The 14,983-nt window shown below is 34.7% G+C and carries 13 protein-coding genes; 12 read left to right on the top strand and 1 reads right to left on the bottom strand.

Annotated features, from left to right (window positions below):
- The first annotated feature begins 14 nt into the window (after window positions 1–14).
- The 12 genes from OCF95_RS00450 to xerS all read left to right on the top strand — a co-directional run bounded on the left by OCF95_RS00450 (window position 15) and on the right by xerS (window position 13,906).
- Window positions 15–980, top strand: a complete 966-nt coding sequence (locus OCF95_RS00450; protein WP_060628360.1) for a glycosyltransferase family 2 protein — start codon at window positions 15–17, stop codon at window positions 978–980.
- Window positions 981–1,019: 39 nt separating this feature from the next.
- A complete protein-coding gene (locus tag OCF95_RS00445) occupies window positions 1,020–2,030 on the top strand; it encodes a glycosyltransferase family 2 protein (RefSeq protein ID WP_084887930.1) in 1,011 nt (336 codons plus the stop codon).
- On the top strand, window positions 2,023–2,982 hold the full coding sequence (locus tag OCF95_RS00440; RefSeq protein WP_084887928.1) for a glycosyltransferase family 2 protein: 960 nt from the start codon (window positions 2,023–2,025) through the stop codon (window positions 2,980–2,982). Before OCF95_RS00445 ends, OCF95_RS00440 begins: the two co-directional genes overlap by 8 nt.
- 13 nt (window positions 2,983–2,995) lie before the next feature.
- A complete protein-coding gene (locus OCF95_RS00435) occupies window positions 2,996–3,970 on the top strand; it encodes a glycosyltransferase family 2 protein (protein ID WP_084887926.1) in 975 nt (324 codons plus the stop codon).
- A gap of 1 nt (window position 3,971) precedes the next feature.
- Entirely contained in the window at window positions 3,972–4,967 is a 996-nt protein-coding gene (locus OCF95_RS00430; protein WP_084887923.1) for a glycosyltransferase, read from the top strand.
- 5 nt (window positions 4,968–4,972) lie between these two features.
- Window positions 4,973–5,935: a capsular polysaccharide synthesis protein gene (locus OCF95_RS00425; RefSeq protein WP_261013564.1), complete on the top strand. Its 963-nt coding sequence runs from the start codon at window positions 4,973–4,975 to the stop codon at window positions 5,933–5,935.
- Entirely contained in the window at window positions 5,936–7,486 is a 1,551-nt protein-coding gene (locus tag OCF95_RS00420) for a lipopolysaccharide biosynthesis protein (RefSeq protein WP_261104590.1), read from the top strand. It abuts the gene before it with no gap.
- 10 nt (window positions 7,487–7,496) lie between these two features.
- On the top strand, window positions 7,497–8,606 hold the full coding sequence (locus OCF95_RS00415) for a glycosyltransferase (protein ID WP_261104589.1): 1,110 nt from the start codon (window positions 7,497–7,499) through the stop codon (window positions 8,604–8,606).
- 237 nt (window positions 8,607–8,843) lie between these two features.
- On the top strand, window positions 8,844–9,695 hold the full coding sequence (gene ylqF, locus OCF95_RS00410; RefSeq protein ID WP_261104588.1) for a ribosome biogenesis GTPase YlqF: 852 nt from the start codon (window positions 8,844–8,846) through the stop codon (window positions 9,693–9,695).
- The gene (locus tag OCF95_RS00405) at window positions 9,682–10,461 is read left to right on the top strand and encodes a ribonuclease HII (protein WP_261104585.1); all 780 of its coding nucleotides are present in this window, start codon (window positions 9,682–9,684) and stop codon (window positions 10,459–10,461) included. Before ylqF ends, OCF95_RS00405 begins: the two co-directional genes overlap by 14 nt.
- 16 nt (window positions 10,462–10,477) lie before the next feature.
- Window positions 10,478–12,028 carry a ClC family H(+)/Cl(-) exchange transporter gene (locus OCF95_RS00400; protein WP_261014484.1) on the top strand — a complete coding sequence of 517 codons (1,551 nt, stop codon included), beginning with the start codon at window positions 10,478–10,480 and terminating at the stop codon, window positions 12,026–12,028.
- A gap of 807 nt (window positions 12,029–12,835) precedes the next feature.
- Window positions 12,836–13,906: a tyrosine recombinase XerS gene (gene xerS / locus OCF95_RS00395; RefSeq protein ID WP_203180672.1), complete on the top strand. Its 1,071-nt coding sequence runs from the start codon at window positions 12,836–12,838 to the stop codon at window positions 13,904–13,906.
- A 72-nt stretch (window positions 13,907–13,978) separates the two neighbouring features.
- On the opposite strand, the gene OCF95_RS00390 is transcribed toward xerS, so the two are convergent.
- Window positions 13,979–14,968 (bottom strand): lipoate--protein ligase, encoded by a 990-nt coding sequence (locus OCF95_RS00390; protein WP_023948378.1) that lies wholly within the window; start codon window positions 14,966–14,968, stop codon window positions 13,979–13,981.
- Between the last annotated feature and the right edge of the window lie 15 nt (window positions 14,969–14,983).

The raw sequence follows: 14,983 nt of genomic DNA, 5'->3' as shown, positions 1-14,983 counted from the left end.
GGTTAGGATAAAGAATGATTAGTGTAATCGTACCTGTTTATAATGTAGAAACTTATCTGGAAGAATGTTTAGACAGCATTCAAAACCAAACCTACACAGACTTTGAAGTCCTTTTAGTCAATGATGGTTCAACAGATGGATCAAAAGCTATTTGTGAACGTTATTGTAAAGAGAATCGTCGCTTTCACTTGTTGAATCAAGAAAATCAAGGATTGAGCGCTGCACGAAATACTGGTGTAGCAGCTTCAAGAGGAGAGTTTATTGTATTTGTGGATAGTGATGACATGATTCTAGCGAACTATTTAGAAACCTTAATGCACTATATGCGTGAAGACGTAGATATTGTGGAAAGTCAGTTTACCGTGTCTAACGAGGAATTTCTTGCTAAAAGTTTTAAAGAACCAAGTATTCTATTCGAAGGGAACTCTCAAGAAGCAGTAAAAATTTTCCCTAAACATGTTTTAAATGTTAATGCAGTTACAAAACTTTATAGAAGATCAATTGTTGAAGCTGTTCCTTATATAGATGGGGTGATTTTTGAAGATGTTTATTGTGGAATTGGAATGTTAAAATATATTCGAAAAATCATTAAGATTGATTATAAAGGTTATTATTATCGACAACATCAAGCTAGTATCATGCATCGAACCTTTACTCCTAAAAATTTAGATATCTTTACAGTCAGTGACCAATTAATAGACTTGTATTCTGATAGGGAAGAACTTCTTCCTTACATTGGCAGCTTCCTAGTTCATGTAGCAACCATGCATTATCAAGACTATATCCAAAAAGGAAATCCATATGCAGATGTCTATAATCAGAAATTAGCCGACTATGTAACTATCACCAAGAAAAATCCTGAGCTTGCAAAAAGTTCGCGTATGATTCGCCTCTATAATATTTGTCCAAAATATTATAATTCGATCATTTTCCCTGTTTATCATTTTTTGTGGAAACTAAAAAATGGAATTAGAAAGTAAATTCAGATGAATAAAAATGAATGAGAAGGAAGCTGTTTTATGATTAGCTTAATCGTTCCAGTTTATAACGTGGAAGAATATCTGGAAGAATGTCTAGAAAGTATTCGAAAGCAAACCTATCAAGATATAGAAGTCATTTTAGTCAATGATGGTTCAACAGATGGCTCCCAAGCTATTTGTGAGTATTTTTGCCAAACAGATAAGCGTTTCCGATTGATCAATCAAAAAAATCAAGGTCAAAGTGTAGCCAGAAATCATGGCGTAAAAGAATCCCTTGGTGAATATATCATGTTTGTCGATAGTGATGATGTCATTAAAGCAAATATACTAGACGTATTACTATCCTATATGAAGGCGGATATGGATTTAGTAGAATGTAGTCTTGTTCGCAATCAAGAAGAATTGCATAAAAATAAACCGATTCGAGTTATTTTCGAAGGTAATTCAACGGCAGCCATTATTAAATGTATAGCACTTAAAGAAGTGAATTATTCCCCATGTGCAAAATTATATAGAAGAGAAATTATTGAAAAAGTTCCATTTTTAGAAGGTGTTATTTACGAGGATGTTTATACAGGAATTAATTTTTTAAAAAATATTCGAAAAATGGTAGTTGTTGATTTAACTGGGTATTATTACCGATTTAGTCCGAATAGTACTATGACGACTTCTTTTAATGAGAAAAATTTAGATATTTTTAAAGTTGGAAATCAATTAATAGCATCATTCCAAGATGATGCATATTTATTACCGTATATTGGATACTTTATGTTTTATCTAGGGGTTAGTCATTATTACAGAGATGGCATTACGAAGAAGAGTCCTTGTGTTAGTTTGTATGAGAATTTTATAAAGGAGTCTGCTTTTATTGCGAAGCAATCTCAAGAAGTTGTTCGAAAATACCGTTTACTAAGAATGTATTTCATAGCGCCAAAATATTTTTTAACGATTACTCATCCAGTGTATCAGTTTCTGTATAAAGGATGGAGTAAATTTAGAAAGTTTATTCACAAAAGACAAATGAAGGAGCTTATGAACAAAAATGATTAGTATAATTGTACCTGTTTATAATGTGGAATTCTATTTGAAAGAATGTTTAGAAAGTATCCAAAAACAAACTTATACAAATTTTGAAGTTATATTAGTTAATGATGGATCTACTGATAATTCAAAAGAAATTTGTGAAGAATATTGTAGGAAAGATACTCGTTTTTACTTAATGAATCAAGAAAACCAAGGACAGAGTATTGCAAGAAATAGAGGCGTTGCTGAGTCTACAGGAGAATTCATCGTTTTTATTGATAGTGATGATATAGTAAAGTTCGATTTGTTGGCGCAATTAAAGAAGTATATGTCTGATGGAATTGATATTGTAGAATGTAATAGAACCGAGGATATTCAATCTTTAAATGAAGAAAAAAAAGATATTCATGTTAAAGAATTTGATTCAAATGAAGCATTATACCAATGTTTTAATCATGGAGTAAGTTGGAGTCCAGTCGCAAAACTCTATCGTCGTGAAATAGTGGAGAAAGTTCCGTTTTTAGAAAATTTAATTTATGAAGATTTTTATACTGGAATCGTCTCTTTAAAGTATATTCAAAAAATGAGAAAAATTGACTATATTGGTTATTATTATCGATATCATACTTCTAGTACAATGAATCAGACATATTCAGAAAAGAATCTTGATATATTTAAGGTTGGCGAAAAATTATTAGAGAACTTTAGAGAAGATGAATGGTTACCGTATGTAGGAAATATGTTATTTTTAGTCGGTATTGGACATTTTAAAAAGTATAACATAAGAGTTGGACATCCATATTATCAGTTATATGTTGATGAGATTCATAAATATGCCGAAATAGCTAAGAAATCATCAGATATTTTCAATTCTAGTAAACTATTAAGATGGTATAGTTATTCATCAAAATGTTTTTTTAGTTTATATTATCCTCTGTATTTAAGATATTTAGACATTCGAAAAAAATGGAAAATTTAATAGGAGCCTATTTATGATTAGTGTCATTGTACCTGTTTATAATGTTGAAGAGTATCTGGAAGAATGTTTAAATAGTATTCAACATCAAACTTATACCGATATAGAAGTGATCCTAGTAAATGATGGTTCAAGAGATGGCTCAAAAGAAATTTGTGAGCGCTATTGTCAACAAGATCCTCGTTTTCACTTAATCAATCAAGAAAATAAAGGATTAAGTGGCGCTCGTAATCGTGGTATGACTGAATCTAAAGGCGAATTTATCACTTTTGTAGACAGTGATGATGTCATTAAAGACGATATGTTGGAGCAATTATTTAAGCACATGACTTCAGAAGAAATGGACATCGTAGAATGTTGGTATACAAATGATCAAAAAGAAATAGAAATCCCTTCTCCCGAGAATGTCAAAATTATTTTTCAAGGAAATGCCCAAGAAGCTTTAGTCTCTTTATGTAAAGATAATATTGTCCGTTTGAATGCAGTCGCTAAACTTTTTCGAAGACAAGTGATTGTCAATTTTCCATTTTTAGAAGGTCTATTTTATGAAGATGTGTATGGAGGAATGGGAATCTTAAAACATATTCATAAAATGGTGAAAATCGATTATATAGGATATTATTATCGCGTGCGTTCTGGTAGTATTATGAATCGCGAATTTAGTTTGAAAAATTTGGATTTGTTTACTATTTGTGATAAAGTGGAGCATTTATATGATGGAAATGCTGACTCACTCCCATATGTCCATCGTCGCTTATTTCATTTAGTTTTGATGCACGTTGTCGACTATCGTATATTTGAGGGAAATCCCTATCAAGAAAAATATGTCGAGTACCTGAATCGTTACGCTAAAAGTTCAAGTCGCTCATTTTTAATGAGAGCTTATCGCTTATTCTCTCAAAAGATTGTCTTCATTTCAAGAGTTATTGGAGCTATTCAATGGAGATTTGAAAAATATATTGTAAAAAGATTTTGGAGAGGGTTGAAGTAGTATGAATTATTACTTAAAAGAATTTTACGCAGAAGCCAAACATGCAGGATCTAAAGCAAGATTAGATGCTGAAAAAATAATGGTAGAAGCAGGATATCAACCTTTTTCCCTAAATAATGATTCAAATTCCATCGCTTTGACAAAAGATGATGTGTTAGTTCTTCAATTTCCATTATTATGGCATTCCTTAAAAAAACAAATTTTAACGAGATTTTTGAAAAATAGGACATTCAAAGCTTATTTACTGATTCATGATATCGAGTCCTTGAGAAACAAAAAAATCAGGTCATTTACAGATTTTAAACATTCCATTATCCATTTTTTACAGAATAAAACAGTCCTTGAAAAAGTCGATGGTATTATCGCTCATAACGAAAAGATGAAAAGTGAACTTGTTCGATTGGGAATACCGGAAGAGAAGATTGTTTCCTTAGAGATATTTGATTATTTAATTCCAAATTATGAAGAGAAGAAAGCTTATGAAAAAGAAACTATTTTGTTAGCTGGAAATTTCGATATTCGGAAAACAAAATACGCAAGACAATTACCCGAAAAACCAGATTTTTCTATTTATGGCATTAACTTTGAAGAGGAGAATCTTCCTCACAACGTTCATTATCAAGGTGCTTTTTCTCCTGATGAACTTTCTAATCACTTGCATGGTGGTTTTGGCTTAGTCTGGGATGGAGATAGCCCCCATACTTGTAGTGGGATGTATGGAGAATATTTAAAGATGAATAACCCACATAAAGCCTCTTTATATTTAGCATCAGGTTTTCCAATCATCGTGTGGAGACAATCTGCTTTAGCTGAGTTTGTACGAAAAAACCATTGTGGAATACTTGTTGATTCATTATTTGAAATTGCAGATTGTTTAAACTCGATTGATGAAGAAGATTTTCAAGAGCTGATTAAAAATAGTAAAATAGTAGGAGAGAAACTTCGTAACGGATATTTTCTAAAAACAGCTTTAGAAAAATGTGAAAGGAATTTGTAGAGTTTATGAAACTACAAATCTTACAAAAAAAAATGGCTCGCTATCGTCAAATTTTAAAATATTATGGCCTTAAACTAACATGTGTTTACTTTCTTGCACAAAAATCTGACAAGATGTTTTATGATTTTCGTAGAAAGATTCTTTTGGATTTTGTACTAAAATTAAGAAAAGAAGCACAACTAGTTGATTCGAGTAATGAAAAAGAAGAAGAAACAACAGAATTTCCGAAAATAATTTGGACAATGTGGCAACAGGGAGAAGCTCAAATGCCTGAGACAGTCCAGACTTCAATAAAGACCATAAAAGACTTCGCCAAAAGAAATGATTGTGAATTCTATTTGTTGACAGATGAAAATCTGGCGAATTTCATCAATATTCCAGCAGACATCACCGAAAAATACAAGAAAAAAGAATTATCAGCTGCGCATTATTCAGATATTATTCGTTTTAGTCTCTTATGCCAATACGGTGGCATTTGGATGGATGCAACCTTATTTGTATCTCCCTATGCAACTTTAGAAATGTTTGAAGGGGACTTTTTTAGTTTGAATCATCCACCTATACGATCTGAACAAATAGAACGAACTGTTGGTGACTTTAAATGGGCAGGTTTCTTTCTGGCAGGAAAAAAAGGCAAGCCTTATTTTAAACATATTCGGGATTTATATCTTTACTATGTTCGTAAATATCCAGTCTTTATTCATTACCTGATGATGGATTATTTTATTTTGTCCGAATATAAGTGCAATCCTTATTTTGAAAACTTAGTGGATAGATTACCTATTCTAGCACCAGCTGAGCGTGTTTGGTTTTTAAGAGACCATGCCCATGATCTTTTTGATGAAAAAGAATGGGAAGAAGTATTAAAAACAACACCGATTTTGAAAACGACTTATAAAATCAAGAAAGAAGAAGTCCTTCCAGAAAGTTATCTCGATCAACTTTTACAAGGAAAATTAAAGGAATAGATGAAATACACGAAAAAAAGTAGAACAGAATTTGCCACCTTAAATACAAGTATTGCTCTGGCATTGCAACCTTTTCAAGTACTTCTTGGCTTTATCAATCGAACTATTTTTATCAATTTACTTGGGGTAACCTATCTAGGATTAAACAATTATTTGTCTAGCTTAGTTTCTATTCTGTCTTTGGCAGAATTAGGGGTTGCTGGAGCCATGAGCTATGCACTATATGGACCCTTAGACAGAGAAGAACATGGAAAAATCAATGCCTTTATGATTCTTTTCAAAAAATTATATAGAATCATAGGCTTTTCTATTTTTATACTGGGCGCTATACTTTCTTTATTTCTTCCTTATATGATAAAGGATTATACGGTAAATAGTGAAGTATATTTGATTTTTTTCCTCTTTGTATTTAATTCTGCTTCAAGCTATTTTTTCTCCTACAAACGAACCTTGCTTTATGTCGATCAGCGTAATTATATGATGACTTTGATTGACTTTGGATTAAATACGCTTCGCGTATGCTTGCAAATCGGAATTTTATTCTTTACCCAAAATTATATCTTTTATCTATTAATCAGTATCATGATGAATTTTATAGGGAATATCATCATGTCGCGGATTGTAGATAGATTGTATGGTTACCTGTTTAAGAATGAGATAACCCCCATTAATCAGGAGGAAAAAGAAAAATTTATCCGAAATATCAAAGGAAATATAGTCGGTAGTATTGGAGAAACCATTGTTTTTCAAACAGATAGTATTCTAATGGCAAGTTTTGTCAGCTTAGCAGCTATAGGTATTTATGGGAATTATACCTATGTTTTAGGATTTATTTCACTGATTTTAAATACTATGATTAATTCAGTTGTTTCTTCCGTAGGTAACTTAGTCCATTCGGAATCTACGACAGTAGCAGATATGGTTAAATTCCTAAATAAATTCCAATTTATTGCTTTTAGCCTGATTTATTTTGCTAGCTTAGGCTATTTAATGTTCATTCATCCATTTATGACTATCTGGTTAGGTGAGAGTTTTTCATTTAATCGTACAGTTGAGATTTTGATTGTCCTTCATTTTTTCCTAACTTTTTATAGAAGACCGATTCTAACGTTGATTTCAGTCTATGGCTTAAGTTATGAGCAAAATAAAAAAGTTATCGTCGAGATTTTATTAAATATTTCCCTTTCACTCTACTTTTTAGTGATTTTAGATTTAGGGGTATCTGGAATTTTATTGGGTACGATTTGTTCAACAGTCTTGACCTGTACATGGTATGAACCCTATAGCGCCTTTAAGTATGGATTGAAAGCTTCCTCAAAGGACTTTTTTAAAACATTGTTACAAGATTTCACTGTCGCAGGGATAAGCTTTCTACTTTTGAGTTTACTGGATAACTTACTCTTAACTCAGCTAGATTTTATTTTTGGTTTGATCATCAAAATCGTCCTTTATTTGACAGTGTTAGGTAGCTACGTTTTCCTATTTAGAAATCATGAAGGTGGTAGACAAATCATTTTGATGATTCAAAAAGTATTAAAGTTAAAAAAATAAGGAGAAATCCATGAAAAGAATATTGGTTTGTGGTCTGGTTCCAGATGTTGGTGGCTTGGAAAAAATTGTGGTAGATTTTTATAATCATATCGATACCTCTGAATTTGAACTGGAATTTTTACTACAAGGTTCTGAAGATGTTGAATTTAGTGAACATTTTAAAAAGCTTTGTCGCAATCCTCTCGTCGTTCATAGAATCCCTAAGTTAAGACCTCATACTAAGCAGGCATTAAAGGAATGGGATCGTTTCTTTAAGGAGAATGCTCATCGTTATGATATTTTATGGTCCAATCAAAATGGATTGACTCATCTAGAATTTTTAAAATTAGCAAAGAAATATGGGATAGAAAAAAGAATAGTACATGGACATTGTGCTACAGCTGATAAATTTTATCGTTTTATTCACCCAATTAATCGACTTTTTGTTGGAAAATATGCAACAGATTTTTGGGCATGTGGAACAGAAGCATTGAACCATTTTTATCATGGTAAGGAAAGAGAAAAAGCACTAGTTATTCATAATGCCATTGAGGTGGAAAAGTTTATATATAACCAAGAAAAGCAAGTTCAACTTCGAAAAGAATATCATATTCCAGAAGATTGTTTTGTTGTAGGACAAGTTTCTCGTTTATATGAAAAACAAAAAAATCAAAGTTTTTGTGTGAAGGTATTTTCTGAAATCGTCAAAAAAGAACCCAATTCTCGTTTAGTATTTATCGGAAGAGGAGATACTGAGTTTTTAGAAAATGTGGCAAAAGAATATGGAGTAGCAGACAAAGTCATCTTTACAGGATTGACCACTAATGTCGGAAAAATGCTAAATCTTCTAGATGTTTTCTTTTTTCCATCTAATTTTGAGGGATTACCGATTGTACTCATTGAAGCGCAAGCCAATGGATTACCTGTTGTAACAGCAAAGCATTTACCAGACGCAAGGATACTAAATAACTATGATAACAGTCTGTCTTTGAATGATTCTCTTGAGGAATGGGCAGATAAGATTTTGTCTGTCAGAGATCATCGAGAGCTTGATAAAGCAAAGGTGAAGCAGCTGATAGATGAAAACGGGTACGAGATTGAATCAGCAACCAGACAGTTGGAAAAATTATTTGACGAGTAATAAAAAGTTGATGGAGAGGACAAACATGTCTTCTCTAATTTTTTATAATGATTTAATAGTTTGGAACACTATTTAATCCTGAAGCAAAAGCGGACAAAATAAAGAAGTCATGATATAATATAAAGTAGATTTCTATGTTATAAAACAAGAACTGTTTGGACATTATTCATTTGAAAACTTATTTATGTTCAAATGATAGGGGTTCTAAAACCCTTGCTATGAAAGGAAAAAAACTCAATGGCTACTATTCAATGGTTTCCTGGTCACATGTCTAAAGCACGTCGACAGGTTCAGGAAAATTTAAAATTTGTAGATTTTGTGACGATTTTGGTTGATGCACGCTTACCTCTGTCTAGTCAAAATCCTATGTTGACTAAGATTGTTGGTGACAAACCAAAACTTTTGATTTTAAACAAGGCAGACTTGGCTGATCAAGCAATGACCAAGGAATGGCGCCAGTATTTTGAATCACAAGGAATTCAGACGCTAGCTATCAACTCCAAAGAGCAAGTGACTGTAAAAGTTGTAACAGATGCGGCAAAAAAGCTCATGGCTGATAAGATTGCTCGTCAGAAAGAACGTGGTATCAAGATTGAAACCTTGCGTACCATGATTATTGGGATTCCCAATGCTGGTAAATCAACTCTCATGAACCGTTTGGCTGGTAAGAAAATTGCCGTTGTCGGCAACAAACCAGGTGTGACCAAAGGGCAACAATGGCTCAAAACCAATAAAGATCTGGAAATCTTGGATACACCGGGGATTCTCTGGCCTAAGTTTGAGGATGAAACTGTTGCATTGAAACTGGCCTTGACAGGAGCTATTAAAGACCAGTTGCTTCCTATGGATGAGGTAACTATTTTTGGTCTCAATTATTTCAAAGAACATTATCCAGAAAAGTTGGCTGAACGCTTCAAACAAATGAAAATTGAGGAAGAAGCGCCTGTTATTATTATGGATATGACCCGCGCCCTCGGTTTCCGTGATGACTATGACCGATTCTACAGTCTCTTCGTGAAGGAAGTCCGCGACGGCAAACTTGGTAACTATACCTTAGATACATTGGAAGACCTCAATGGCGACGATTAAAGAAATCAAAGAACTCCTTGCAACGGTCAAGGAGTTAGAAAGCCCTATTTTTTTAGAACTTGAAAAGGATAATCGCTCTGGAGTTCAAAAGGAAATCAGCAAGCGTAAAAAAGCTATTCAGGCAGAATTGGATGAGGATCTTCGTTTGGAATCCATGCTTTCCTACGAAAAAGAACTGTACAAGCAAGGATTGACTTTGATAGCAGGTGTTGATGAGGTCGGCCGAGGTCCTCTGGCTGGGCCAGTAGTTGCTGCAGCCGTCATCTTACCTAAAAATTGTAAGATTAAAGGCCTCAATGACAGCAAGAAAATTCCTAAAAAGAAACATCTAGAAATTTATCAAGCCGTCCAAGACCAAGCCTTATCAATCGGCATTGGAGTCATAGATAATCAGGTCATCGACCAAGTCAATATCTATGAAGCGACCAAATTAGCCATGCAGGAAGCAATTTCCCAGCTCACTCCTCAACCTGAGCATCTCTTGATAGATGCCATGAAACTGGAGTTGCCGATTTCACAAACCTCCATCATTAAAGGAGATGCCAATTCCCTTTCAATTGCAGCGGCTTCTATAGTAGCCAAGGTGACACGTGATGAATTGATGAAGGAATACGATCAGCAGTTCCCTGGCTATGATTTCTCTGCTAATGCAGGATATGGAACTGCTAAACACCTAGAAGGACTGGAAAAACTAGGAGTTACCTCAATTCACCGGACCAGTTTTGAACCCGTTAAATCGCTGGTTTCTGGAGAAAAAGAAAGATAAGTTAGAAGGAATGATTATGGAGGAACAGTCAGAAACACTCAGTTCCAAGAAAGAATTTGCCTTTGCCTCAAGTACTATATTATCCCAAGTTGGACGAGGAATCATTGTTGGTCTCGTTGTTGGAATTATCGTTGGATCCTTTCGTTTCTTAATTGAAAAAGGCTTCCACCTGATACAAGGACTTTATCAAGATCAAGCGCACCTAGTGCGCAATCTTTTTATTATTGGTCTATTTTATTTAGTAGTTTGTTGGCTCAGTGCGAAATTAACTCGATCAGAAAAAGATATCAAAGGCTCAGGAATTCCTCAAGTCGAAGCTGAATTAAAGGGACTCATGACCCTCAACTGGTGGGGCGTACTTTGGAAAAAATATATTCTAGGAATTTTGGCTATTGCTAGTGGCCTTATGCTAGGGCGTGAAGGACCAAGCATTCAACTCGGAGCGGTTGGTGGTAAAGGAATTGCCAAGTGGCTTAAATCCAGTCCAGTAGAGGAACGCTCCTTGATTGCTAGTGGAGCTGCCGCTGGTCTAGCTGCAGCCTTTAATGCACCGATTGCAGGACTTCTCTTTGTTGTAGAAGAAGTCTATCACCATTTTTCGCGCTTTTTCTGGGTCTCAACTCTAGCAGCTAGTCTCGTAGCAAACTTTGTCTCTTTGCTCATATTTGGCCTAACACCCGTACTGGATATGCCAGACAACATCCCACTCATGACCCTAGACCAGTATTGGATTTACCTCCTCATGGGAATTTTTCTAGGACTTTCTGGTTTTATCTATGAGAAAGCTGTACTCAATGTCGGTAGAGTTTATGACTGGATAGGTCAAAAAATCCGTTTGGATAGAGCTTATTACCCAATTCTTGCCTTCATTCTCATCCTACCAGTCGGAATCTTCTTACCTCAAATCCTTGGTGGTGGAAATCAGCTGGTTCTTTCCTTAACTGAGCAAGATTTTAGTTTCCAAGTTCTATTAGTTTACTTTTTGATTCGCTTTATTTGGAGCATGATTAGCTATGGAAGTGGCCTGCCAGGAGGAATTTTCCTACCAATTTTGGCACTTGGCTCCTTACTTGGTGCCCTAGTTGGTGTTATTTGTGTCAATCTTGGACTTGTCAGTCAAGAGCAATTCCCTATATTTGTCATTCTAGGAATGAGTGGCTATTTTGGAGCAATATCCAAGGCTCCCTTAACTGCTATGATACTCGTAACTGAGATGGTAGGAGATATTCGCAACCTCATGCCACTTGGTTTAGTAACCTTGGTCGCCTACATCATCATGGATCTACTCAAGGGGGCGCCAGTTTATGAGGCTATGTTGGAAAAAATGCTACCTGAAGAAGCGTCAGATGAAGGAGAAGTCACACTCATTGAAATTCCTGTATCAGACAAAATCGCTGGAAAACAGGTTCATGAACTCAATCTACCACACAACGTCCTCATCACAACACAAGTCCATAATGGCAAGAGCCAAACAGTTAACGGGTCAACTAGAATGTATCTCGGAGATATGATTCACCTAGTTATTCCAAAAAGTGAAATTGGGAAAGTCAAAGATTTGTTGTTGTAAAAGTTTTTACATAATTTATGTTATGTAAAAATAAACTTCTTAATTAAATATATTAGAAAACCGATTCTCAGCAATGAGATCGGTTATTTTTTACAGATAAGATATTTCACATACAAATAATTGAGCTTTGGTAAAAATAAGACTATAATCAAGTTAGAAATGATAATTCACAAAGCTAGAAAGGAGTTTACTGTATCAAACCTGCACAGTAAGATTAAAATCATGAAAAAGAAAACGATAGCAATTATACAATGTATTTTGTATCTCATAGCACCTTATATAGCTCTTCAGTTAAGTAGAATGAACAGAAGTATCGTTACTGATAATCTCTTTTTTATTTTCCTTATTCTGCTGACTATTTCATTCTGGTTTAGTATTTGGAAACTAGAAAAAGCACTAGCTAATAATTCACAATGAAACTCCAAAGATTTAGATCCGTATTACACAAAACTGGAAATTTTTGTACTTTTCCCTAGACAGCAGATAAACCCTTGATACAACTGAGTTTAAGGCGTAAAGTACACTCTCTAAAAATTGTACTTTATAATTGAAATGTACTTTATTTTAAGGCAAGATAAAGTACATTTTCACTAAAATGAACATTTGAAAAATTCCAGTTTTTACTTTGATAACGTACATTTTTAGCTATTTTTGTTTAAAAAAATTTTTTTAGTAATTGGGACGATTTAAGTCTTTTTTATCACTTTTAAAAAAACTCTATAACATCTTTCCGAAAAACTATGATTTTCTTGAAAAATATATGAGTCTATGCTATACTACTAGTAGACTTATTTATGGAGAAAATACATGAAACGTGAGATTTTACTGGAACGAATCGACAAACTAAAACAAATCATGCCCTGGTATGTTCTGGAATACTACCAATCTAAGCTTGCTGTTCCTTACAGTTTTACAACCTTGTACGAATACCTCAAGGAATACGATCGATTTTTCAGCTGGGTTTTGGAGTCTGGCATTTCAAATACTGATAAAATATCTGATATTCCTTTATCTGTCTTGGAAAACATGTCAAAGAAAGATATGGAAGCCTTTATCCTTTATCTACGAGAACGTCCTTTACTGAATTCCAATACAACCAAACAAGGTGTTTCACAGACAACTATCAATCGAACCTTGTCAGCACTTTCTAGTCTTTACAAGTATCTGACTGAGGAAGTTGAAAATGACCAGGGAGAGCCTTATTTCTATCGAAATGTAATGAAGAAAGTTTCAACCAAGAAAAAGAAAGAAACACTTGCTGCCAGAGCTGAAAACATCAAGCAAAAACTCTTTCTAGGTGATGAAACAGAAGGTTTTCTGACTTATATTGACCAAGAGTATCCACAACAACTTTCAAATCGCGCCCTATCTTCATTTAATAAAAATAAAGAACGTGATTTGGCCATCATTGCCCTTCTCTTGGCGTCTGGTGTCCGCTTATCTGAAGCTGTTAATCTGGATCTAAGAGATCTCAATCTAAAAATGATGGTTATTGATGTCACTCGAAAAGGTGGCAAACGTGACTCGGTCAATGTCGCTGCCTTTGCAAAACCTTATTTAGAGAATTATCTCGCCATTCGAAATCAACGCTATAAGACTGAAAAGACGGACATTGCACTCTTTCTAACTCTCTATCGAGGTGTCCCAAATCGTATCGATGCTTCTAGCGTTGAGAAAATGGTTGCTAAGTACTCTGAGGACTTCAAAGTCCGTGTAACACCCCATAAACTAAGACATACCCTAGCAACCAGGCTCTATGATGCCACTAAATCGCAAGTTTTGGTCAGTCATCAGCTAGGACATGCCAGTACACAAGTCACTGACCTCTATACACATATCGTCAACGATGAACAAAAAAATGCTCTAGATAGTTTATAATTTTACGTATTTTAAATTATGTAAATATATATCAAAAAAAGAAGCTGGTCCTACAACCAACTTCTTTTTGATTTATCCAACTACCGCTTCAGCGATTTCTTCACGGCTAATACCAGCGAAGTAGCGTGTGATATCAATGGTTTCTAGCGCCTTAAGGACATCTTCGCGTTCGTATTTCACCCCACGAAGAACATCTTCTACTGCAGCAACGTCTTCGATGCCAAAGAAGTCACCATAAATCTTGATGTCTTGGATTTTTGATTCGACGACATTAGAAAAGACTTCGACCTTACCACTGGTGAATTTTGTTCCACGACGGACGTTAAATTCAGGTGATTTACCGTAGTTCCAGTCCCAAGTACCAAACTTAGTATCCTTGATGCGATTGATTTCAGCCAATTCTTCCTCAGAAAAAACGTATTCTGTCATCTCTGGGTACTCTTTTTTCATGTATTCCAAGAGTAAATCACGGAATTCTTCGACTGTGATTTTTTCTGGTAATTCATTGATAATATTGGTCACACGAGCACGAACAGATTTCACACCTTTTGATTCAAATTTGTCCTTTGAAACCTTGAGGGCATTTGCTAAGACTGACAAATCGACGTCAAAGAGCAAGCAACCGTGGTGCATGATTCGGCCATTGATATAGGCTTGGGCATTGCCACAGAATTTCTTGCCATCAATCTCTAAGTCATTACGGCCTGTGAACTCAGCTTTAACTCCAAGTTGAGCCAGTGTATTGATAACTGGAGTTGAGAAGCTCTTAAAGTCAAAAGCCTTGTTTTCATCTTCTTTTGAAATGATCGTGTAGTTGAGGTTATTTAAATCGTGGTAAACAGCTCCACCACCGCTGATACGGCGGACCACCTCAATACCATTTTCTCGAACATAATCACGGTTGATTTCTTCGATGGTATTCTGGTGACGACCAACAATGATAGAGGGCTTGTTAATCCAAAGTAGGAAGATTTGATCCTCATCCAAAAGGTATTTAAAGGCATATTCTTCCAAGGCGATATTAAAGGCAGTGTCGTTTGAATGATTGATAATATATTTCATGATATCCCTTTATAC

This window comes from Streptococcus mitis, assembly GCF_946188615.1.
In the GTDB taxonomy this organism is placed as follows: domain Bacteria; phylum Bacillota; class Bacilli; order Lactobacillales; family Streptococcaceae; genus Streptococcus; species Streptococcus mitis_BZ.
The sequence above is the reverse complement of the archived record's forward strand: the minus strand, read 5'-3'. Positions and strand labels throughout refer to the sequence as shown.